This window comes from Polaribacter gangjinensis (genome assembly GCF_038024125.1).
GTDB lineage: Bacteria > Bacteroidota > Bacteroidia > Flavobacteriales > Flavobacteriaceae > Polaribacter > Polaribacter gangjinensis.
This window is the reverse complement of sequence record NZ_CP150662.1, coordinates 754,410-776,000: the sequence shown is the minus strand read 5'-3', so window position 1 is coordinate 776,000 and position 21,591 is coordinate 754,410. Positions and strand designations below refer to the sequence as shown.

Below are 21,591 nucleotides of genomic sequence, written 5' to 3'. Positions count from 1 at the left end.
ATTTTATGTAACAAAAAAAAAGCCTCTTGAGAGACTTTGTTTTTATGTTTTAATATTCATCCTCATTCCAAAGATAATCTTCTTCAGAAGGATAATCTGGCCAAATCTCAATGATAGAATCGTAAGGCTCTTCTTCATCCTCGATATCTTGTAAATTTTCTACAACTTCCAAAGGTGCACCAGTTCTAATGGCATAATCTATTAATTCGTCTTTGGTTGCTGGCCAAGGTGCATCTGCTAAATAAGATGCTAATTCTAATGTCCAATACATTTCTTATCGTTTAATTTTGTGCAAAAATAATTTTTTTACTCAATTACGCAAGTCTTTTTTAAGAAATATAAAATAATAAAAAAAGAACGTGCTATAACTTTTCGGGAATCCATTTGATTTCCTCTATTGATAGGTCATGAGACAACTTTCGTGCCAACACAAAAAGGTAGTCAGAAAGTCGGTTTAAATACATCAAAATAGTTTGATTGATACTTTCTTGTTCGTTTAATGCCACTGTTAAACGCTCAGCACGTCTGCAAACACATCTTGCAATGTGACAGAATGACACAGTAGTGTGACCACCTGGCAAAATAAAATGCGTCATTTGTGGCAAAGTAGCTTCCATTTGATCAATTTCGTTTTCTAAAAACAAAATGGAGTTCTCATCAATTTTTGGAATATTCAAGCGATCAGTGCCATTTTTTAAAGTTTCCTTTTCAGGAGGTGTTGCCAACATAGCACCTAGGGTAAACAAATCATGCTGAATTTTTAATAACGATTGTTTTATTTCAGTGCTAATTTCTTGATCTTTAATCATGCCAATATATGCATTCAATTCGTCAACAGTTCCATAACTTTCTATGCGCAAGTTGTTTTTTTGAACTCTTGTACCGCCAAAAAGTCCTGTAGTTCCTTCATCACCTGTTTTTGTATATATTTTCATTTTTTCTTTGATAGAATGTGTTGTCAAAGTTACAAAGATTGTTCTCTAAAAAATTGTTAAACTCGAATTTTAAAATGCTCTTTTGCTTGTTCATTTCTGAAGAAAATCATTCCGAAATAAAACAAATCAATCGTTACTGTAGCTTTAGGGTTTTTGCACAATGTTACCCATTTTTCTTGATTTACTTTGTTTGAGTGAATATCTTGAAATACTACAATTAGTTTTGAGGATGTAACTGAAATTGTATCGAAATTAAATTTATTTATAGTATTGATAAATAATAATTTATAATTATTGTCAAAAGTATTTTCTAATTCATCTACAGTGGTGTAAATTGTATCAATTTGAAAGTAATTGATGATTTTTAAAAGGATTTTTTGTTCTTTTTTTCGAAGCTTTTGTGTTGCTAAAAAATCATTGGTAGCTACTGATTTTGGTAACTTTTGATACAACCCTTTGGTAACAAAATCAAATACAAAAGGAGAATGTACTCCATGTTGATTGGTAGAATTTACTAAAAAACGAATTCTTGAAATGAGTTTGAAAAACAATAATATTTATTTTTAAATTTTAAAAGCTTTCTACAATTATTTAAGATGCAAAAGTAGCATCTATTTTTTAGGAATCAATACTTATAAGGTTTTTATCCCGAAATTTTGGGACTTGTAGGATTTGAATATTAATCACTATTTTCGTACCTACAAACAATTCATTGATATGATTTCATCACACGAATATGCACCTTATTATGAAGGCTACATTCAGCCATTGGCACAAAACGGAAAATCGATTGTAGAAAATCTAGTAATTTCTCAAGATAATTTTCAACAATCCTTACAAAATATTTCCATAGAAAAACAGCTTTTTGCTTATGATTCTGGAAAATGGACTGTAAAAGAAGTGGTGCAGCACATCATTGATACAGAGCGAGTTTTTTGTTACAGAGCGTTATGTTTTGCAAGAAATGATAAAACAGCTTTACCAGGTTTTGACCAAGATCTGTTTGTGACAAATGACAATGCAAATGCCCGTAATTGGAATGATTTACTCGATGAAATGCGTGTTGTTAGACAAGGAACAATCCTTCTTTTTAATAGTTTTACGGATGAAGCTTTGCTTAGAATTGGTTCTGGGTCAGGCAAAAATATGTCAGTAAGAGCTATTGGTTTTTTGTGCTCTGGACACCAAATGCATCATTTAAAAGTGCTGCAAGAAAGATACTTATAAAGTTTAAAATTCAAAATTTCGAGTTCAAAATCTAACTTTAAACCTCAAACTCGAAATTTTGAACCTATTTAGTATTCAATTTTATCTTGCTTTATTGTCCATTTTTCAAAAGGCTCTAAGGCAATTTCTCTTCCAATTTGTTTAAAAGGAATACTTCGTTTTTCGTATGGCAATGGAATTTCTTTATAAATAAAAGCATCATCAAAACCTATATTTGCTGCATCTTGTTGATTGCTCCCATAAAAAACTTTGGCAGGTCTAGCCCAGTAAATAGCCCCTAAACACATAGGGCATGGCTCACAAGAAGTATAAATTATACAACCATCTAATTGAAAGGAATTTAGATTTTTACAAGCATCTCTGATAGCCGTTATTTCAGCATGTGCAGTTGGATCGTTGGTTGAGGTTACTTTGTTATTTCCTTTTCCGATGATTTTTCCGTCTTTAACAACAACACATCCAAAAGGACCTCCTTCGTTGTTTTGCATTCCATGCAGAGCTGCATTTACAGCTTCGGTCATATAGTTTTCGTGAGTCATTTTTTGATTTTCAACTTTTGCTTTTTTTAATATTAAAATTGCAATATTGGATTTTTTATATAATAATTATCAAACTTCTAATATTTAAAATCGTACTTCTAATATTTTTTTTACTTTAAGCTCCCAATCATATCCTCAGGTTTTACCCAAGCATCATACTCTTCAGGGGTTACATAACCCAAACGTACAGCTTCTTCTTTCAAGGTAGTTCCATTTTCGTGAGCTGTATTTGCAATTTCAGCCGCTTTGTAGTAACCAATTTTTGTGTTTAAAGCAGTTACCAACATCAATGAATTATTTAATAATTCTTTGATTCTTGGATGATTTGGCTCAATTCCGATAGCACAATTTTCATCAAAAGAAACACAAGCATCTCCTAACAATTGCGCGGATTGCAACACATTTGCAGCCATCATTGGTTTAAAAACATTCAATTCATAATGTCCTTGTGTGCCACCTATAGTAACAGCCACATCATTTCCCATTACTTGTGCACACACCATTGTCATGGCTTCGCATTGAGTTGGATTTACTTTTCCAGGCATAATGGATGAACCTGGTTCGTTTGCAGGAATGATGATTTCTCCAATTCCTGAACGAGGTCCTGATGCCATCATACGAATATCGTTGGCAATTTTATTCAATGAAACTGCTAATTGTTTCAATGCACCATGAGTTTCTACTAAAGCATCATGAGCCGCCAACGCTTCAAATTTATTTTCGGCAGTAATAAAAGGCATTCCTGAAAATTCGGCAATGTATTTGGCAACTAAGACATCATAACCAGCAGGTGTATTTAATCCTGTACCAACAGCAGTTCCTCCCAAAGCCAATTCTGATAAATGCGCTAAAGTATTTTTCAAAGCTTTCAATCCGAAGTTCAATTGTGCAACATAGCCTGAAAATTCTTGTCCTAAGGTTAGGGGAGTAGCATCCATCAAATGGGTACGTCCTATTTTTACTACGTTTTTAAAAGCTTCTGATTTTGCTTGTAAAGTATTTCTCAATTGTTCTACACCAGGAATGGTAGTTTCTACAATTTTTTTGTAAGCGGCAATGTGCATTCCTGTTGGGAATGTATCATTGGAAGATTGTGATTTATTCACATCGTCATTAGGTTGAATAGCTTTTTCACCTTCACCAATTTTTCTTCCAGCCAATTCTTGCGCTCTGTTGGCAATCACTTCATTTACATTCATGTTTGATTGTGTTCCAGAACCTGTTTGCCAAATTACCAATGGAAATTGGTCGTCTAATTTTCCGGCTAAAATTTCGTCACATACTTTAGCAATCAAATCTCTTTTTTCAGCAGATAAAACGCCTAAATCGCAGTTTGCATAAGCAGCTGCTTTTTTTAGATAAGCAAATCCATATACAATTTCCAAAGGCATGGAAGCTGCAGGACCTATTTTAAAATTGTTTCTAGAACGTTCAGTCTGTGCGCCCCAATATTTGTCAGCAGGAACATTTACTTGTCCCATAGTATCTTTTTCAATTCTGAATTGTGTCATTATGTAAGGAAGTTTTTTTCGAGGTACAAATTTACAAAATCTCGAACAAAAGAGTGAAGGAAAGTTCTAAAACTGTGACAGGTATTTGTTGATTTTTTTATGAATTGTTGATAAGAAATTTGCTTTTTAATATAAAATTAATCGATTTGATAGTAAAATTTGAAAATATATTTTTTATTTTTGCGTTATTAAAATATCAAATAGAATACAATGTTAGATTTTTCGCAATTTTCAGGATTAGTGTTGTTCATGTTTATTTTCACAGCAGGTTTTTGGTTGTTATTATTTTTACTAACATTTGTTGTTCCTTATTGGATTGGAGGAACTATTTGGGAAAACATGAAATTAAAAAAAGAAGCTAAAAAAGCGGCTGAAGCTGCTGAAGAAAAATAGTTTTTCTTTTATACATATTAAAAAAGCTCGCAAATTGCGAGCTTTTTTTATGTTTCTTATTTGAATGGTTTAAAGTTGAAAGTTTTTAGTTGCCAGATTTATTAACTCACAACTAAAAACTTATAACTAAAATTTCAATAATTAACCTTCAAATTCATCTAAACCATTGTAATCTTGACCTCCGTTTTTCTTTTTATCAATTTTTGTTTGATTAAAACGATAAATGAAACTCAAACTAATTTGACGCTCTCTCCACTGAAATTCACTATATTGTTCTGTAAAACCAGGAATTAATGTAGTGCTCATTCTTTTACGACTATTAAAAACATCGCTAATATTAAAGTTTATAGAAGCTCTTTCTTTCATGATTTCTTTACTTGCGGCAAAATCCATACTAAAAATTCCTTTATTTCTAGATTGTGCATTTCGTGAAGGACCACTATAGTTGGAGTTGATTTGGATATCTGTTTTGTTTGGCAATGAAATTTTTTGATTCAATCGGATAAAATAGGAAGTGTTTTCAAAATCAAAATTTTGAGTAAAACCTGTAGTTGGATTTGTGTAATCGCCATCAGTAGTTACGTGAAACAGGTTAAAATCACTGTTGATGTTCCAAACTTTAAAAGGTTTGTAATTCAATGTAAATTCAAAACCAACTCTTTCAGAGGTTGATAAATTAACAGGAAATCTTCTTAAAACAGCGTCACCATTGTCTGTAAGTTCACCCGTGTTTTCTTGAATAAACTCCCAATTGTCGTTACTAATATTGTAATAGATAGACGTACTTAGTGTGAATTTCTCCCATCTTTTTAGGTAGCCTACATCAAAAGCATCTGTCAATACAGGATTCAAATCTACGTTTCCACTAAAAATATTACTTTCACTAGAACGACTTGGAAATGGATTTAAAAAACGACCTCTTGGACGTCTGATTCTTCTGTTATAACCAATAGTTACATTTTCACCTTCTTTGGTCTCAATTCCGATATTAACTGTTGGAAATAGATTCCCATAGTTTTTTTTGGCGGGAGAGTTTAAAATTATTTGATCAATTTCAACAGAAGTATATTCATAACGCAATCCTCCTAAAATAGAAATTTTATTAAATTTTTGACCGTATTGAAAATAAGCAGCATTTACCAATTCTTTATAATTGAAATTATTATCAATTAGAATTTCAGTTGGCTTGTTATTTTTAAAATCGGTTTGTTCAAGAAAAAAGCCATTAAAAATGTCTCTATAATTTCCTCTATAACCTGCTTCGTATTGAATATTTTCTCCAACTGGATGAATATAATCTACTTGCAATAAGGCACTATTTTCATCCTGTCTTTCTATAACTTTTTCAATTTCATCTACAAAATTTATTTGAGTATTAGTTTCAGGTATTTCATTTAAAATATCTTCTACTTCAGCTGAGTACTGCAAACTTGCTGTAAGCTTTTTACCTTTTCCATCAAAATTATTCACATAATCTAAGGTGTATTGTACTCTTTTTTCATCTTCACTTTCATTTTCAATACGACGTGTTGCTTCGTTGATATTGCCAAAGCTATCAAATCTATTAATTGTATTAGTGTTTACATCATCATCATTACCCAAATTGTAAACAATATTTGCTACAATACTTGAGTTATCATTAATAAAATATTCCGTTCCAAAACTTGTAAATAAAGATCTTCCCAATCTATCAAAATTTCTGGTTTCTACTACTTTTGCATTTTGCGCATCAGAATCAAAATATTCAGAATCGTTGAATGCATTTCCAGGAACAGCATTGTATCTAAAACCTGTATTGGTAAAGAAATTCCATTTTTTTGAACGTAGATTAAAGTTTAAAGCACTTCCATAGCGTTCAGGAATTCCTAAATCAAATTGCATAGAACCGTTAAATCCTTTCAACTGATTTTTACGTAAAATAATATTCAAAATACCTGCAGTACCTTCTGCATCATATCTTGCAGATGGTGAAGTAATTACTTCAACACGCTCAATAGCCTCAGCTGGAATTTGACGTAAAGCTTCAGCACCATTGATTCCTACAAGTGCGCTCGGTCTTCCATCAATCAAAATTGTTACGTTGTCATTACCACGCAAACTTACATTTCCTTCTACATCTACTTGTACAGATGGCACGTTTCCTAAAACGTCACTTGCGTTTCCACCACGAATTGATAAATCTTTTCCGATATTGAATACTTTTTTATCTAATCGAATGTCAACTGTCGTTTTTTCAGCAATTATTACGACTTCATCCAAACTATTGGTATCGTCTTTAAGTTGAAAAGTTCCTAAGTTTTTGTTAGTTGTATAATTTTGTGCTGGAATTTTAATTGCTTTGAATGAAATAAATTCAATGCTGATAGCATAATTTCCTGCAGCAGTTTGCACGCTAAATAGTCCATTTGCATCAGTAATACCACCAGAAATTTTTTGAGTTTTGGTATTTTTTAGAATGATAGTTGCATACTCTAAAGGTTGTTTTGTTGCTTCATCAATAACTTTTCCTGAGAGAGTAATTTCTTTATTTGTTGAAGAGGGACTTTGAGAAAATAAGAACGTTGTCAAAAAAAGACAAAAAATCAAAAATGAATATTTTTTAGTCAAAACGATTTGGTTTTTGGGTTATTTTATTTTGACTGCAAATTTCCAACTTAGTTTATCTTGTTTTAGTTAAAATGATGTTAAGAATATTTTTTTAAGTTATGTAACGTGAAATTATCATTTGTAAAATAATTGTAAATCATTGTAAATGAGATTTTTATTTAAATTACAGCAGCGTTTTTTTGAAATTTAGCAGTCAATTAAATATTTTAAAAACTCAATTCAAATAAATCATGAAAAACAAGATAGCTTTATGTACAATTCTTAATTATCATCAACATTAATGTTTAAAGATAATTGACAATAATTGTATAAGTATTTCAATAATTTAAAATGATTTTCCGAATATCAAATTTAAAATTAATGGGAGCAAATTTGTGAGAGTATTTTAATTTTTGTACTATTAGAGTAGTTTTCAAACGAAATGATAACAAGTCAACTTTCAAGTCAATTTTTAGACCAATCAAACGAACTTATTTGGATGGTTGATTCAAATTTTTGTCTGGTATATGCAAACAGAGCCTATTTTTCTTTTACATCTGATATTCTGGGAGATGAAAAAAAAATAGCAGAAACTGTTTTTTCGAAAGGGTTTGATGATCATTTCATAAAAAAATGGAAAACCTATTATAATAGAGCATTCAATGGCGAAACTTTTGAAGTTGATGAAGATTTTTTTCATCATCAAGCCATTGATAAACATGAACTACGTATCTCTTTTAAACCCATTTTTGATGATGCTAAAAAAATTATAGCAGTAGCGTGCCAATCAAAAGAAAGCAAAACTTCTATTTATCAAAAATTTGAATCTAACAAATTACTTGATACTTCTATTGATGTATATTGTGTTGTAAATGAACATGATTTTTTTACCTATGTAAGCGCAGCTTCCTATAAAAATTGGGGATATTTACCAGAAGAAATGATTGGAAATTCAATTCATGATTTTATCTTACAGGATGATGCAAAGAAAACCAATCAAACAATTTCTGAGATTGTAAATGGCAATGAAGTTAAATCATTTTTTAATCGCTATCGAAAAAAAGATGGCAGTACAGCTTATAATTTATGGTCAGCAAAATTCGATTCAGCTACAAAATTACGATATGCAGTTGCTAAAGATGCCAAAGAAATTATTCAAGAAAAGCGACATTTAAAGTTGCTAGAAAGTGTAATTACTAATACACATGATGCTGTTTTAATAACAGAAGCAGAACCATTTGATAATCCAGGGCCAAAAATCATTTATGTAAACGAGGCTTTTACAAAAATGACAGGTTATACTGCTGAAGAGGTTATTGGGAAAACACCCAGAATTCTTCAAGGACCAAAATCTAACTATCAAGAATTGCGAAAACTTGGAGAGGCATTAAGAAAATGGCAGTCATATGAGATAACTACAATCAATTACAAAAAAAATGGCGAAGAGTTTTGGGTAAATTTTAAAATAAATCCTGTAGCAGATGAAACAGGATGGTATACGCATTGGATTGCTATTGAAAGAGATGTTACTGAAAGCAAAATAATAGAAGAAAATTTAATTAAAGCCAAAGAAATAGCAGAAGAAAATGAGCTTAAAATGAAAGAAGCTCAAAAACTGGCTAATTTAGGAAGTTGGTATTATGATGTAATTAATAAAAAATCGAATTGGTCTGAAGAAACTTATCGTATTTGGGGATTATACCCCGAAAATACTGAAATTGATTTGGTTGATCATAAAAAATTAGTCCATCCAAAAGATTGGGAACGTTTCAATTCAGTTATCAATAATGCTACAGAAAAAGGTATTCCTTATAAAATGGAATTAGAACTTATTTGTCCTGATGATACTTACAAAAAAGTCAATACTATTGGTGAACCGATTTTTGATGAAAACCACAATGTAATTGCTTTTAGAGGAACTACTCAAGATATTACTGATAGAGTAATCATAGAAAATGAATTAAGAGACGCAAAAGAGAGAGCAGAGAAAAGCCAGTATGCAATGGAGCAAGCAAGTAAATTGGCTAAAATTGGTTATTGGGAACACAATTTTATTACAAACAAACTTACTTGGTCAGATTATATTTATGAATTGTATAATTTATCTCCTGAAGTAAACAATATTAAATATTTAGATGCTAGAGAATTTTTTGATAGTCAATCTCAAGAAAAAATTATCAAAGCAACCAAAGAACTCATCAAAAATGGCACTCCTTATGATTTAGAATTAAGAATGATTAATTCTAAAAACGAAGAAATTTTTGTCAGAAATGTAGTGCAACCTGTTTATAATGATGATAATGAAATCATAGGTAAAAGAGGAATCATTCAAAATATTACTACAGAAAAATATTTACAAGATTTAAATCGTGAAGTGGCTAGAATGGTAAAAATTGGAAGCTGGAGTGTTGATTTAGAGAAAGAAACAGTTTTCTGGTCAGAACAGATTCACGAGTTACATGAAACGGATTCAAAAACATACAAACCAAACTTACACGAAGGGACCAATTTTTACAGAGCTGATTTTAGAAATATGGTAGAATCAAGTATTGAAAATGCTGTAAATACTGGTGAAGGTTGGGATTTTGAAGCTGTAATTGTTACTGCTAAGAAAAAAGAAATTTGGATTCGCTCTATTGGAAATGCTGAATTTATTAATGGAAAATGCATTCGACTTTACGGAGGGTTGCAAGATATAGATAGCAGAAAACAAGCCGAAATTAGACTGCAATCATTGGCGAATAATTTACCTGGTGTTGTATTTCAATACTTTATTTATACAAACGGAACTGATGCATTGAAAAATGTAACTAAAGGTTCTTTACAAGTTTGGGGGTTTGAGCCTGAAGAAGTTATGGACAATAACCAATTGGTTTGGGATAGAATTAAAATCGTAGGAGATTATGAAAAAGTTCAAAAAACTATCTTAGAATCCATAGAACACAAAACAAAATGGTCATGTCGTTTTAAATATGTAATGCCAAATGGCGAATTAAAAATTCTTTTAGGAAGAGGAACACCTAATGTTCTTGCTGACGGTACAATACAATTTAACTCTATTTTGCTTGACGTTTCGCAAGAAGCTAAAAACGAAGAGTTGCTAAAACGTTATACTCTTGAACTAGAACGATCTAATGAAGAATTAGAACAATTTGCTTATGTGGCATCACATGATTTGCAAGAGCCCTTAAGAATGATATCTAGTTTTATGGATTTATTAAAACGAAAATATGCTGATAAAATTGATGAAAAGGGACAGCAATACATAAATTTTGCTACTGATGGAGCAAAACGAATGAAAAATTTAATTCTCGATTTGTTAGAATATTCAAGAGCAGGAAGAACTAATGAAGTTAGAGAAAATGTAGATTTAGACTTGTTACTATTCGAATTTAAAGAACTAAGACGAAAAATTATTGAAGAAAAAAAGGCAACATTAGTTTATGATCAATTACCTACAATACAATCCTATAGAGTTCCTTTAACACAAATTTTTCATTGTCTTCTAGATAATGCTCTAAATTATAGTAAAACAGATTGTCCTCCTATTGTAGAAATAAGTTATAAGGAAGATGATAGTAATTTTATATTTGTTATAAAAGATAATGGTATTGGTATTCATCCAAACTATCATGACAAAATATTTTTGATTTTTCAAAGACTTCACAACAATGATAAATTTACCGGAACTGGAATCGGATTGTCATTAGTTAAAAGACAAGTTGAATATTTAGGTGGCTCAATTTGGTTAGAATCGGAAGAAGAAAAAGGGACTACTTTTTTTATTCAAATTCCTAAAAACATCAAGCAATTACAAACGTGAGGTTGTAAATTTGAAAAATTATTCAACATTAAATGATAAATTTTCTTGTATTTTTTTCCAAGTTTTTTCAGAAAGAATAGGCATAAAATCTGTCTTTTTATCTTTGCTATATTCAATGATATATGCTGCTCTCTCTTTAGAGTCAGGATGCGTACTAATCCAAGAAACAATGGATGGTAATTGACTGTCAGCCAAAGACAATCTGTATAAAAAATCAGCAAAAGGAGCAGGATTTACATTGGCATTTGTCAAATAATCTACTGATTTTATATCAGCTTCTTTTTCTAAACTTCTATCAAAAGCAGATGATGAAAGTGTTTTTGCAGCTTGTTTTACAATCTCTCCTCCAGCACTTCCTGTTGTTATTGAAATCAAAACCGAAAAACCAATCTCTTTGATCAACTTTTTCATAACATGTTGCATCTGAATGTGTGCCATTTCATGACCAATCACACCTACCAATTCATCTTGATGCTCAATATCTGCAATCAATCCTGAGTAAATAACCAAATGTCCATTAGGCAATGCAAATGCATTAACCTCATCAGAATTTAAAACATGGACTTTGAAAAAATCTTTGTCAAATTCATTCGCATCACTAATTCTTGTTACAATACTATCTAACGATTTTGTTAAAAAAACATCTTTATTTTCAGTATTTGAGGCTTTAAAAGATTCCCATAAAAGGTCTCCTAATTTCTCTTCTGTTTTATCAGTAATTTGTTCAACTTTAAAGAGCGAAATCCAATCAACCTGTTGCAAAGCAAACAAAGTCGCAAAAAATAACAATACAGTGATTAGTAATTGCGTGAGTGTTTTTTCTGTCATGGTTTGCAAATTAAATTTGTTAATGGGCCATACAACCACCATTCTACATGAACTCCTTTTCGTGCTTTGATTGCAGTGTAAATTGTTGCGATAAACTCCGTGAAATTAAAAATAAAGGCCGTAAACATATAGCCAAAATAATTATTTGTCAATGTTTCTTCTCCAAAAATAATTCCGATTGTCCACCAAAAAGCTACACTATTGATAAATAGCATAGAAACTTGCGATACCAATGCTTGTGTGCAATGCCAACGAACAAAATAGGTTGATTTTCTATTTCCAACATAAAAAATGAAAGTGGCAATTAAATTTATAATTGGTAAAGGCAATCCTGAAATAATGGCAATTAATGACATTAAATAACTGTTAGAAGCTTTTTCAGCTTCGTGATCTCCAGGTTCGTAACTAAATTTTTTGATGTGTATCATAAGCCTTTTGCAATGTTCCAAATCCAGTTTAATAGCACAAGTACAATTAAAATAATGGCAATTTTAGGTTTTATTAGCTGTTTTTCCACTTTTTGATAATTATAAAAAAGGGTTCTTTTTTTGGTTATTATATCAAAACCAATCCAAATTGGAGCAAAAATCATGATCATTGCAACCAAAATACTGAAAGGATTTGTTTGAATCGCTTCCAAAAAATGGCCTTTTGTTAACGAAATTACACCTCTTGTAGTACCACAAGACGGACAAGGTATGCCTGTGACTTCTTTAACCAAACAGACTTTAACATTACTAAAATCAGTATAATTTGCTGAAATATGAAAAAACAACCAAACATAACCAACAATACATGCTGTAGTAATTAGCACATACAACTTGTTGCTGGTCAGTGACATTATGCTAAAATTCGTTGGATTTTTTCCATATTTTTTTCTCTTGTAGCAGATTGAATCATAAACCAATCAATAATTGCCCAAATTCCTAAACCACCACAAGTCAATAATTTTCCAACACCAAGACCTGTATCACCAATCATAAAACGATCAATACCCAATTGCCCTGCAAAAATTGAAACAATCAATATTGTTGAAGGATCATTAAACTGAGTAACTGATAACATAGGCCATTTAGAATCATCAGCAGCAATCAAACTATTTCTGATTGAATTTACATGATGACTTTCAAAATATTTTCCATTACTCATGATGAACATGTCTACTTTTTGTGCTTCCATTATAGATTTGTTTTTTATAGTTTTTTGTTTGTCAATTATACAAATTCTATTTGAAAAACATGACAATATTTTAATTGTTTTTTATAAAATCCTAAAAATTAGAAATAAAATTCAAAATTTCATTTAAATAATTGATTTTTAGAGTTTGTAAAATTTATAGGTATGATTTTTTTAAAACAATCACTCAATAATCTTATTGATATTCAAACTATCTAATTGTTGAATGCTATCCAATTTTCTTAATCTCTCAACTTCTAGAATTGAATCTCTAAGCAACAGCGATTTTAAATAGGTGCTATCATTTTTAAACGTTGCATTTGATTCTTCCGAAGAAAATTCACTAAATGGCGGACAAGGAAAATATTTGAAATCGTATGTAAAATTGGTCAATATTGGATTTCTCCAACTACTCATACTTTTAAAAATACTTGCCACCATTGGCAATGCAGTACTTGCTCCTGAACCAACACGAGTGCTATTAAATTGTACTCTTTTATCTAAAGTACCAACCCAAGCTCCTATGACAATTTCAGGTGAACAACCAATAAACCAACCATCACCATTGTTTTGTGTTGTGCCTGTTTTTCCAATAATATTATACGGAATTTGATAGTTTTGAATACTTGCTCCAGTACCATTTGTGGTTGCAAATTCCATCATTTTTTGTAAATTTTTAATACTATTATAGCTCGCTACTCTGCCATTGTATTTTGGAGTTGCTTTGTATAAAACAACACCATTATGATCTTCAATTCTATCAATAATATAAGGATTTACTTGATTTCCTCCATTAGATATTGATGCGTAAGCTTTTACCATTTCATACAAACTGATGTCTGCAGTGCCTAATACAATGGAAGGGACTTTCGGAATTTTAGCTTCAATTCCCATTTTTCTGGCTTGTTCTAAAACTCTATTTGTGCCAGCTCTCAACTGAATTGCTACAGATGCTGTATTTACAGAATTTGCCAAAGCACCATATGTACTAAAACTTCCTCCATAACTTCCATTCGCATTTCTTGGTTTCCAATTGTCATATTTTTTATAAGTAATTGGTTGATTATCAAAAAAATCGCAAGGATCAATTCCACTTTCCAAACCTGCTAAATAAGTGATGGGTTTAAAAGTAGAGCCTACTTGTTTTTTATTTTGGATTTGATCATATTGTGAAAATCCGTAATCAATGCCTCCTAAATAGCCTAAAATAGCACCATTTCTACTATTCATAACTAAAATTCCTGTATGTAATCTGTTGATTGCACTGATGATAGAATCTTGAAGCGATTGTATTTTATTTTGATAACCCTCACCAATTTCCCAGTATTTTCTTAATTTTTTATTAGAAACAAATTGCTGTATTTCAGCTTCTGATTTGTTAGCTGCTCTCAAAGCTTTTACCTCTGAATGATTATTGATGAGTTTTTTGATAAACGCCTCTTTACCTCCTTGAGTTGTGGCACTTGTCCAATACAAATCCATTAAATTTTGAAGTCTGTCCATGTTTCTTTTCATAGCATTTTCAGCATAGGTTTGAACGCTAGGATTGATGGTGGTGTAAATTTTTAAACCATCTAATTCTAAATCATAAATATGACCTTCTTTAGTCGGATTTTTTTCTGCCCAAGCATTGAATTCGCTTTTTACAAATTCTTTATAATAGTTTGCAATCGATGAAATTTTTGCTGGCGGAACATAACGTAATTTCAAAGGTTTTTTTTGTTTTTCAGCTTCTTTTTCAGTAATATAACCATATTTAACCATTTGATTTAAAACAACATTTCGTCTGTTTTCTGATCTTTCTGGTTGTGTTCTTGGATTGTAAAAGGAAGGCGCTTTCAATACACCAACTAAAGTGGCACACTCAGCTAAAGAGAGTTTTTTAGGAGTTCTGTTAAAAAATCGTTGTGACGCTTTTTCTATACCATATAAATTTTCACCAAATGAAACTGTATTGAAATACAATACTAATAATTCATTTTTAGTATAAACACTTTCTAATCTTCTGGCAATGATAACCTCACGCATTTTATTAATCAAAGTCGATAAAACATATTGTTTTTTACGACCAAAAATATTTTTAGCGATTTGTTGCGTAATGGTACTTCCTCCACCTTTGCCTTGTTGCAACAATAACGATTTGATAATTACACGAGCATAACTCTTATAATCAATCCCTTTGTGTTCGTAAAATCGAACATCTTCTGTAGCAACGAGCGCATCAATTAAATAATTATTCAATTCAGTGCTATCGATATTTGATCTGTTTTGTAAAAAATAGGTTGCTAAAACCGTCTTTTGACTGCTATATAAAGTTGATGTAATAGGATTTTTTAAATTTTTCAATTCAGCTTCTTTAGGAATTTTTCCAAAAGCACCCAAATAGGTGAGTATAAAAATAAATGTCAATAAAAAAATGATTGATAAAAATCCATAAAGAGCTGATTTAAAAGGATTTTTTATAATAAAATTTATTTTTTCTTTAAAAAAGGTTTTTAAATTGATGAGCTGTAAATTCATATTGAATTGTAAATGGCTGTTTTGAAATTTGAAAATTTAGATTCTTAAATCGTTGTTCTAATCGCAATCGAAGATATAAAATATTCGAATGCTGTAAACATATTCAAAAAATAGTAAAAAAAATGTTAACTAAATGAAATACAGTTAAATAAATAATATTTTAATTTTCAGTTTTATTGTTTGCTACATTAAAAAATGAAATCAATTGGATAATTTTAAAAAAAACAATTACAAAAAATCCTTTTTAAAAATTAATATGACAAAAAAATAGCCATCAAATTGACGGCTATTTCCTTTTCACTTAAGCTACCCAATTATCTTAAGTCGAATGTAGTGATTTGCTTTTTACTATTTTTAAAATACAAGATTCCAAAATCATCATCTACTTCATATTCAGGTTTTTTATCTTTCAAGACAAGTTCTGATACTTTTTTACCATCCTCTTTGTTCAATTTTACCAAACCAACACCATCCTCTAATTTTGTTAAGATGTATAAATAATTTCTACTTTCTTTTGTTGCACTAAATCTTTTATTCATTTCACCTAACATACCAGTAGCTGCATTAGCACTATATCTTGCATCTTTATAATTTTTAGCCATATTTTGGTTAACACTTTGACTCATTAAAGCTGCAGTTACTGCTCCCATTGCAATTTTACCTAATAAACTTTGACCAGGAGCTTTCAAATACGATTCATAAATTAGTTTTCCATCATAAGAAACCAACAAATTATTTTGTTTTGCTCCCAATAAAATTCCGTTATCTCTAAACTCAATTTTTGTAGGAGTTTCATTTTCTTTAAAATCGATATCCATTACTTTTATGCTGCTTCCGTCATTTTTAATAAAAAATAGTTCTGTCCCTGAACTAACCACAAATCTGTCGTTTTTGGTATCGTACGAAGAAATTAAATTGGTCGCTTTTTTAAATTTTGTTGGATCTTTTGCAAACTCTCCTGTTTTAAAATTGGCAATTCCCATATCAGTACTTGTGATATAAAAAATCAAATCATTCTCTAACAACACGACATTTTTAAAAACGGGTCCTGTCTTGATTTCTTTTTTTAATTGAGTTTTACCAGTTGTTAAATCTAAAGAATTCATCAAACCATTATGAGAAGCATAATATAAATTGGTTTCAGTAGGTTGAGCTATAAAAATTCCACCTCTAATATCCACCGGTTTTTCCCATTTATTTTCGCTAGTTTTCAAATCGTACATCTGAAAAAATGAATCTTTTCCATCAAACATTTGCACTAAAAGTCCTTTTGATGTGATTGAAAGTGCTTGTGGAATTGCTTCTAATTTTTCTGGTTTTTTGGTTGTTCTTTTTCCTGAACCATCAATTTTGTGTAATAATGATTTTTTTCCATCACTTTCTGTTACAAAAAACAATCCTTTTTCACTATCAGCAATTACCGAAATGTAAGGAGTTGCTTTGTCTAAATCATCATACACCCAATCAATTGTAAAGTTATTCTTATCAACACAAACAATTCCTTTTTCAGTTCTTACAAATAATTTGCCATTAGATTCATAATATTTTGTGACATCAATATAAGCACCCATTGTTTTTTTGTCAGTAAAACTTACGGTATTTTCATTTTTAAGTGTTTCCATATCGAAAACGCCTAATGAATATCCTTTTGCAGTGCCACCAAGCATGTAGATTTTTTGATTGGTGTAATCTGGGCGTACCATAAAAACGCTACCCCATCCATCTTTTGAAGAATTGAAAACCTCTTTTCCTGTAAAATAACTTAAAATTACTTTTGAGTAACCTCTTGTTAACACTACATAAGGAAGATTTTCTAGCAATGTTAATTCTTCAGGTTTTATTTTTCCCAATGATTTGTATTGAAAAACTACATTTTTATTATGAGCTTCAATGACTGTTAATCCGTCCGAAGTTCCTACAAGAAGCATTCCTCCTGGAGCAACTCGCATTGTTTCAACATTTCCATCCATAGAAAATACATTACTTTCTTTGATGTTGTTTTGGGCTTTTAAGGTGATTGCTGATACAAATAAAATCAGCATTAATTGTATTGTTTTCATACGTAGTATTTTTTTTAAAATTGTGTGAGTTTTTTTTAGAAGGCAAAGAATTTCTAAGCTTATAGAAATAAGCGATTTTTTTTAGTTAAAAAAAATGAGAATTAGTGAGGAGATTTTAGTTAAACCATTTCTTTTTCATGGCAATTTTGATAGCTGCAGTTTTGTTTGATACATGCAATTTGTCATAAATATTTGCAATGTGTTTACGAACTGTATGCGGACTTATAAATAGTTTATCTGCAATTTCTTTGTAATTCAAACCTAAGACGATTTCTTGTAAAATTTCCATTTCTCTGCTGGATAAATAATCAATCGTTTCTTGGTTTGAATCTGAAATTTTTGGTGTTGGTTTTTCTGAAATACGTAGCATTTCTAATGTTTTTTTGGCAACTATTGGCGACATTGGCACTGTACCTTCATTAAGCAATTCGAAAATAGAAGTTACAATTTTTGATATTTTTTCATCTTTTAATAAATACCCGCTTGCACCTGCTTTTACAGCTTCAAAAATTTTTTCATCTTCACTAAAAGCTGTCAACATTAAAAATTGAATGTCTGGATAAATTTCTTTGGATATCAAAACAGTTTCCAATCCATCCATTTCTGGCATTTCAATATCCATCAAAACCACTAAAGGATGTAAATTTTTAGAACGTTTCTCCATTTGTTTTAGAAAGTCAATTCCATTTTCGGCAGTAAACAAAACCTCTATAGGTTGATTGTACTGAAGTTGTTCTGACAAAGTATTTCTAAGAAGTCTTTTGTCATCAACAATTGCGATTGGAATTTTTTTCATTTTTTTAAAGAAACGTTCTAAATCTTTGATTGACTATTTTTATTGCTCTATAATGGTACCTGCAAAAGTGTTTGTTGTTGAGCTTGCAGAGATTGGTAAAGAAACAATATTTATTTCAGGAATTACAACTTTCACTTTTCCACCTGTTATGGTTACTGTTGCACTTACATTTTGACCAATTACTGGAACAAATTCTTTTTCATAATGACCAGTTGAATTATTATAGTTGATATTTGTACCAATCATAATTTCATCAGCTAATAAATCTGATTGATTACCTGTTGTAACAATTTTATAAGTTCCTGCTGAAATACCTGCAGTATTATTGAATATGACAGCAACTGTATTTGTGCCATCACCTGGTATTTTGTCAAAAGCACCTAAAGTGTTAGCGCCAGCAATATTTCTCATAGATAAATATGTTGTATAATTGGTTGAGCCAATTCTCCATCCGTTAGACGGAATATTTCCTCCTAAACTTTCATCGTCATTTGATGAACAATTCACCATGAATACTGTCATGATTGCAAATACTGTAATTTTTAATACATTTTTCATTTTGGGTAGTTTTAATAATTAATAATTTGTTTTTGATTTTTGTAATTATTTACACCACAAAACAACTCAATTACTAAAACGAATTCAATAATACATATGTAGTATATTTATAGGATTGGAATGTTAATTTCAACTTCTGTTCCATGAGGTTTTAGCTCAGAAAAATGAATATTACCTTTTAAATACTCTATACGAACCTGCATATTTTTTAATCCTAAACCTCCTTTTTCTAAGGCTTTTTGGTAATTGAAACCAATTCCGTTATCGCTAATTTTAACTAAAATTTGTTGCGCATTTTTTTCTAAAACAATTTTTAATTCATTGGCTTTAGCATGTTTAATTACATTATTTACCAATTCTTGGATGATTCTGTATAAGATAATTTCTTCGTTAAACTCCAATTGATCTTTAAAACCGATACTTTCAAAAGAAATTTTGAGCGAGTTTTCGTCTATTTTTTCAATAAAACTTTTGATGTCTGCAGCAATTCCTGATTTTAATAAAAAATTAGGCATCATTTTATGGCTAATTACGCGCACTTCTTTGCAGCTTTCATCAACCAATGCCATCGTTTTTTCGGCCAAAAATTGATCTTCTTCTTTTTTGATTTCTATGCGATCTAATAAGCCATTTAAATTCATTTTTACAGCGCTAAACAATTGTCCAACTCCATCATGCAAATCAGCTGCAATGCGTTTGCGTTCTGTTTCTTCTGCTTCAATAACTGCTTGTGTGAGCAATTCTCTTTGTTTGTGTTGCTCTGCCAATAACAACGCTTTTTGCTCAAGTTTCTTTTTACGAAACAATCCAAATCCAATTAAAAACATCAACAAACTTCCACTAGAAATCAATAAAATGGTACTGTTTTTAGATTGAACTGCTAACTTTTCTTTTTGTAAAGCCACTTCTTTTTGTAGTGCAATTTTCGAAAGATTGTTAATTTTTTCTTCTTTAACTGAGGCATCTAATTTGCTTTCTAATAGTTCTTTACTTTGTGAAAATAATAATAAACTATCTTTTGCCGATTTTAATTTAGATTCAGATAACTCAAATTTTTGAGCTACAATCAATAAGTTTTTTTGAGCGTTTTGCTTGCTCAAGTTTAATATTTCATTCTCTTTTTTCTGAGTTTCATATTTGGTTTTTAGTTCGTTAACTGCAGTAATGCTTTTGTCATTCAACATTTTTTCATACAGTTTTTGATATTTTGATTTGTACAAATAGGCACTTTCAAATTTTCCTCTGGTAGAATCTAAAACGGCTCTATATTTGTAAATCTCCGTAAAAGTATAAGCATCAGCAGTGTTTTCTGTGGCAACTTTTTCAGCTTCTTCATACCATTTTAATGCTTCTTCATAGTTTTTTAAACCACGATATCCGTAACCAATATTGTGTAAAATAAGAGGAACACCTTGTTTATTTTGATTTTTGTTGGCTATGATAAGTGCTTTTTTAAGATAATCAATTCCTTTTTGATATTTTTCATCCCTCAAAAAAATAGCTCCCAAATTATTGTAACAAGTTTGAACACCTCTATCAAATTTCAATTTTTCAAAACTCTCAATAGCTGAAAGCAAACGCTTTTCTCCTTCAAGATAATTTTTCTGAGAAATAAGAATATTTGCACTATTTACCAACGTAATTCCATAGGTTTTTTCATCACCTGCTGCTTTGCTGTAAGCAGCACTTTTATCATAATATTTAATAGCTTCCTCATAATTTCTTTGATTGTATAATTGCCTGCCTATGTTATTATAGATACTTGCCATTCCATCTTTGACTCCTATTTTTTCTTTGATTGCCAAAGATTTAAATAAAAAAGAAACTGCAGTTTCGTAATCTCCCAATTCCGCATAATTAAGTCCCAATGTTTCGTAGGTTTTTTCTAATCCAGAGTCATTTTTATAAGCTATAAAAATCTTTTCAGCACGCTTTACATCTTCAATTGCCTCTTTGTATTTGCTAATGGTGCTTTTTGCTTGTCCTAATTCTCTATAAACATCCGCAAGCTGCAGTTCGTCTTTGTTGTTTAACAAGATTTTTTTTGATTCTTCTAAAGCAACAATGGCTTGATTACCTTTGTTTTTAAAAATAAAATAACCAGCTTTGATTTTTAAGGAAGTCAAAACACCTTTTTCATAATTGATTTTTTTAGCTGATTTATAAGCTTCATTTAGATATTGAAAAGTGCTTGCAGAATCTTTTCGATACAATAAAAAAGCAATTTCGTTTTGCAAATCAACTTTTTCGGTGATTGATTTACTCTTAGAAAGCGATGATTTTAAAGTTTCTAAATTAGTTTCTTGCGCAATACATGGATTTATTCCAAATAAAAAAATAATAATTAGTCCCAAAAAAAGGATTAATTGTGACTTATAAAAAGGGTGTTTTTTGTAATTTAAAAGGCATTCATTTCTCATTTATTTCTTTTTTAAAGAATAGCAATTCAAGTTGTTAAATAAAAACCTAAGGAACAAAAAAAAATGATATGAAATGAATATCTAATTTATTTTTTTTGAACTTACTTCAGTTTTACATCAACCAATTTTTTTTGATTACTTTAATTCTTTTAAATTAAAATGCAAAAAAAGTATCGCTCAAAGTGCGACACTATTTTCACAAAAAACATTTTGAAAGCT

The 21,591-nt window shown here is 30.3% G+C and carries 18 protein-coding genes; 3 read left to right on the top strand and 15 right to left on the bottom strand.

Annotated features, from left to right (window positions below; translation table 11 throughout):
- Window positions 1-49: 49 nt before the first annotated feature.
- The 3 genes from WHA43_RS03490 to WHA43_RS03480 all read right to left on the bottom strand — a co-directional run bounded on the left by WHA43_RS03490 (window position 50) and on the right by WHA43_RS03480 (window position 1,486).
- Window positions 50-271, bottom strand: coding sequence for a DUF2795 domain-containing protein (locus WHA43_RS03490; protein ID WP_105045754.1), 222 nt, complete (start codon window positions 269-271; stop codon window positions 50-52).
- Between the two features lie 91 nt (window positions 272-362).
- The gene (locus tag WHA43_RS03485) at window positions 363-935 is read right to left on the bottom strand and encodes a cob(I)yrinic acid a,c-diamide adenosyltransferase (protein ID WP_105047273.1); all 573 of its coding nucleotides are present in this window, start codon (window positions 933-935) and stop codon (window positions 363-365) included.
- A 56-nt stretch (window positions 936-991) separates the two neighbouring features.
- On the bottom strand, window positions 992-1,486 hold the full coding sequence (locus tag WHA43_RS03480; protein ID WP_105045753.1) for a hypothetical protein: 495 nt from the start codon (window positions 1,484-1,486) through the stop codon (window positions 992-994).
- Between the two features lie 166 nt (window positions 1,487-1,652).
- Between WHA43_RS03480 and WHA43_RS03475 the strand changes: the two genes are divergently transcribed.
- Window positions 1,653-2,162 (top strand): DinB family protein, encoded by a 510-nt coding sequence (locus WHA43_RS03475; RefSeq protein ID WP_105045752.1) that lies wholly within the window; start codon window positions 1,653-1,655, stop codon window positions 2,160-2,162.
- Between the two features lie 68 nt (window positions 2,163-2,230).
- Here the strand turns inward: WHA43_RS03475 and WHA43_RS03470 are convergent, their stop codons facing one another.
- The gene (locus WHA43_RS03470) at window positions 2,231-2,701 is read right to left on the bottom strand and encodes a nucleoside deaminase (RefSeq protein WP_105045751.1); all 471 of its coding nucleotides are present in this window, start codon (window positions 2,699-2,701) and stop codon (window positions 2,231-2,233) included.
- A 110-nt stretch (window positions 2,702-2,811) separates the two neighbouring features.
- On the bottom strand, window positions 2,812-4,212 hold the full coding sequence (gene fumC, locus WHA43_RS03465; RefSeq protein WP_105045750.1) for a class II fumarate hydratase: 1,401 nt from the start codon (window positions 4,210-4,212) through the stop codon (window positions 2,812-2,814).
- Between the two features lie 210 nt (window positions 4,213-4,422).
- Between fumC and WHA43_RS03460 the strand changes: the two genes are divergently transcribed.
- Window positions 4,423-4,605, top strand: a complete 183-nt coding sequence (locus WHA43_RS03460; protein WP_105045749.1) for a hypothetical protein — start codon at window positions 4,423-4,425, stop codon at window positions 4,603-4,605.
- Between the two features lie 141 nt (window positions 4,606-4,746).
- On the opposite strand, the gene WHA43_RS03455 is transcribed toward WHA43_RS03460, so the two are convergent.
- Window positions 4,747-7,173 (bottom strand): outer membrane beta-barrel protein, encoded by a 2,427-nt coding sequence (locus WHA43_RS03455; protein WP_340828442.1) that lies wholly within the window; start codon window positions 7,171-7,173, stop codon window positions 4,747-4,749.
- 460 nt (window positions 7,174-7,633) lie between these two features.
- Here WHA43_RS03455 and WHA43_RS03450 point away from each other — a divergent pair, with 460 nt between their 5' ends.
- Complete coding sequence (locus WHA43_RS03450; RefSeq protein ID WP_105045747.1) at window positions 7,634-11,014, top strand: PAS domain-containing protein; 3,381 nt, start codon at window positions 7,634-7,636, stop codon at window positions 11,012-11,014.
- An 18-nt stretch (window positions 11,015-11,032) separates the two neighbouring features.
- Here the strand turns inward: WHA43_RS03450 and WHA43_RS03445 are convergent, their stop codons facing one another.
- The 9 genes from WHA43_RS03445 to WHA43_RS03405 form a co-directional block, all read right to left on the bottom strand.
- Window positions 11,033-11,842: a M48 family metallopeptidase gene (locus WHA43_RS03445; RefSeq protein ID WP_105045746.1), complete on the bottom strand. Its 810-nt coding sequence runs from the start codon at window positions 11,840-11,842 to the stop codon at window positions 11,033-11,035.
- Window positions 11,839-12,270, bottom strand: coding sequence for a DUF4870 domain-containing protein (locus WHA43_RS03440; RefSeq protein WP_105045745.1), 432 nt, complete (start codon window positions 12,268-12,270; stop codon window positions 11,839-11,841). The genes WHA43_RS03445 and WHA43_RS03440 overlap by 4 nt, the downstream gene beginning before the upstream one ends.
- Window positions 12,267-12,683 carry a DUF2752 domain-containing protein gene (locus WHA43_RS03435; protein ID WP_105045744.1) on the bottom strand — a complete coding sequence of 139 codons (417 nt, stop codon included), beginning with the start codon at window positions 12,681-12,683 and terminating at the stop codon, window positions 12,267-12,269. The genes WHA43_RS03440 and WHA43_RS03435 overlap by 4 nt, the downstream gene beginning before the upstream one ends.
- Window positions 12,683-13,021 (bottom strand): TM2 domain-containing protein, encoded by a 339-nt coding sequence (locus WHA43_RS03430; RefSeq protein WP_105047272.1) that lies wholly within the window; start codon window positions 13,019-13,021, stop codon window positions 12,683-12,685. Before WHA43_RS03430 ends, WHA43_RS03435 begins: the two co-directional genes overlap by 1 nt.
- A gap of 180 nt (window positions 13,022-13,201) precedes the next feature.
- The gene (locus WHA43_RS03425; RefSeq protein ID WP_105045743.1) at window positions 13,202-15,538 is read right to left on the bottom strand and encodes a transglycosylase domain-containing protein; all 2,337 of its coding nucleotides are present in this window, start codon (window positions 15,536-15,538) and stop codon (window positions 13,202-13,204) included.
- Window positions 15,539-15,852: 314 nt separating this feature from the next.
- Window positions 15,853-17,598 (bottom strand): hypothetical protein, encoded by a 1,746-nt coding sequence (locus WHA43_RS03420; protein WP_146104895.1) that lies wholly within the window; start codon window positions 17,596-17,598, stop codon window positions 15,853-15,855.
- Between the two features lie 115 nt (window positions 17,599-17,713).
- Entirely contained in the window at window positions 17,714-18,394 is a 681-nt protein-coding gene (locus tag WHA43_RS03415) for a response regulator transcription factor (protein WP_105045741.1), read from the bottom strand.
- Between the two features lie 39 nt (window positions 18,395-18,433).
- Window positions 18,434-18,952 carry a hypothetical protein gene (locus WHA43_RS03410; protein WP_146104894.1) on the bottom strand — a complete coding sequence of 173 codons (519 nt, stop codon included), beginning with the start codon at window positions 18,950-18,952 and terminating at the stop codon, window positions 18,434-18,436.
- Window positions 18,953-19,059: 107 nt separating this feature from the next.
- Complete coding sequence (locus WHA43_RS03405) at window positions 19,060-21,306, bottom strand: tetratricopeptide repeat-containing sensor histidine kinase (RefSeq protein ID WP_170039507.1); 2,247 nt, start codon at window positions 21,304-21,306, stop codon at window positions 19,060-19,062.
- Window positions 21,307-21,591: the final 285 nt, after the last annotated feature.

What these genes read in the sequence shown, in the direction of transcription:
- WHA43_RS03490 (WP_105045754.1), bottom strand. Translation starts at nt 271, where the DNA reads ATGTATTGGACATTAGAATTAGCATCTTATTTAGCAGATGCACCTTGG.
- WHA43_RS03485 (WP_105047273.1), bottom strand. Translation starts at nt 935, where the DNA reads ATGAAAATATATACAAAAACAGGTGATGAAGGAACTACAGGACTTTTT.
- WHA43_RS03475 (WP_105045752.1), top strand. Translation starts at nt 1,653, where the DNA reads ATGATTTCATCACACGAATATGCACCTTATTATGAAGGCTACATTCAG.
- WHA43_RS03470 (WP_105045751.1), bottom strand. Translation starts at nt 2,701, where the DNA reads ATGACTCACGAAAACTATATGACCGAAGCTGTAAATGCAGCTCTGCAT.
- fumC (WP_105045750.1), bottom strand. Translation starts at nt 4,212, where the DNA reads ATGACACAATTCAGAATTGAAAAAGATACTATGGGACAAGTAAATGTT.
- WHA43_RS03460 (WP_105045749.1), top strand. Translation starts at nt 4,423, where the DNA reads ATGTTAGATTTTTCGCAATTTTCAGGATTAGTGTTGTTCATGTTTATT.
- WHA43_RS03450 (WP_105045747.1), top strand. Translation starts at nt 7,634, where the DNA reads ATGATAACAAGTCAACTTTCAAGTCAATTTTTAGACCAATCAAACGAA.
- WHA43_RS03445 (WP_105045746.1), bottom strand. Translation starts at nt 11,842, where the DNA reads ATGACAGAAAAAACACTCACGCAATTACTAATCACTGTATTGTTATTT.
- WHA43_RS03440 (WP_105045745.1), bottom strand. Translation starts at nt 12,270, where the DNA reads ATGATACACATCAAAAAATTTAGTTACGAACCTGGAGATCACGAAGCT.
- WHA43_RS03435 (WP_105045744.1), bottom strand. Translation starts at nt 12,683, where the DNA reads ATGTCACTGACCAGCAACAAGTTGTATGTGCTAATTACTACAGCATGT.
- WHA43_RS03430 (WP_105047272.1), bottom strand. Translation starts at nt 13,021, where the DNA reads ATGGAAGCACAAAAAGTAGACATGTTCATCATGAGTAATGGAAAATAT.
- WHA43_RS03425 (WP_105045743.1), bottom strand. Translation starts at nt 15,538, where the DNA reads ATGAATTTACAGCTCATCAATTTAAAAACCTTTTTTAAAGAAAAAATA.
- WHA43_RS03420 (WP_146104895.1), bottom strand. Translation starts at nt 17,598, where the DNA reads ATGAAAACAATACAATTAATGCTGATTTTATTTGTATCAGCAATCACC.
- WHA43_RS03415 (WP_105045741.1), bottom strand. Translation starts at nt 18,394, where the DNA reads ATGAAAAAAATTCCAATCGCAATTGTTGATGACAAAAGACTTCTTAGA.
- WHA43_RS03410 (WP_146104894.1), bottom strand. Translation starts at nt 18,952, where the DNA reads ATGAAAAATGTATTAAAAATTACAGTATTTGCAATCATGACAGTATTC.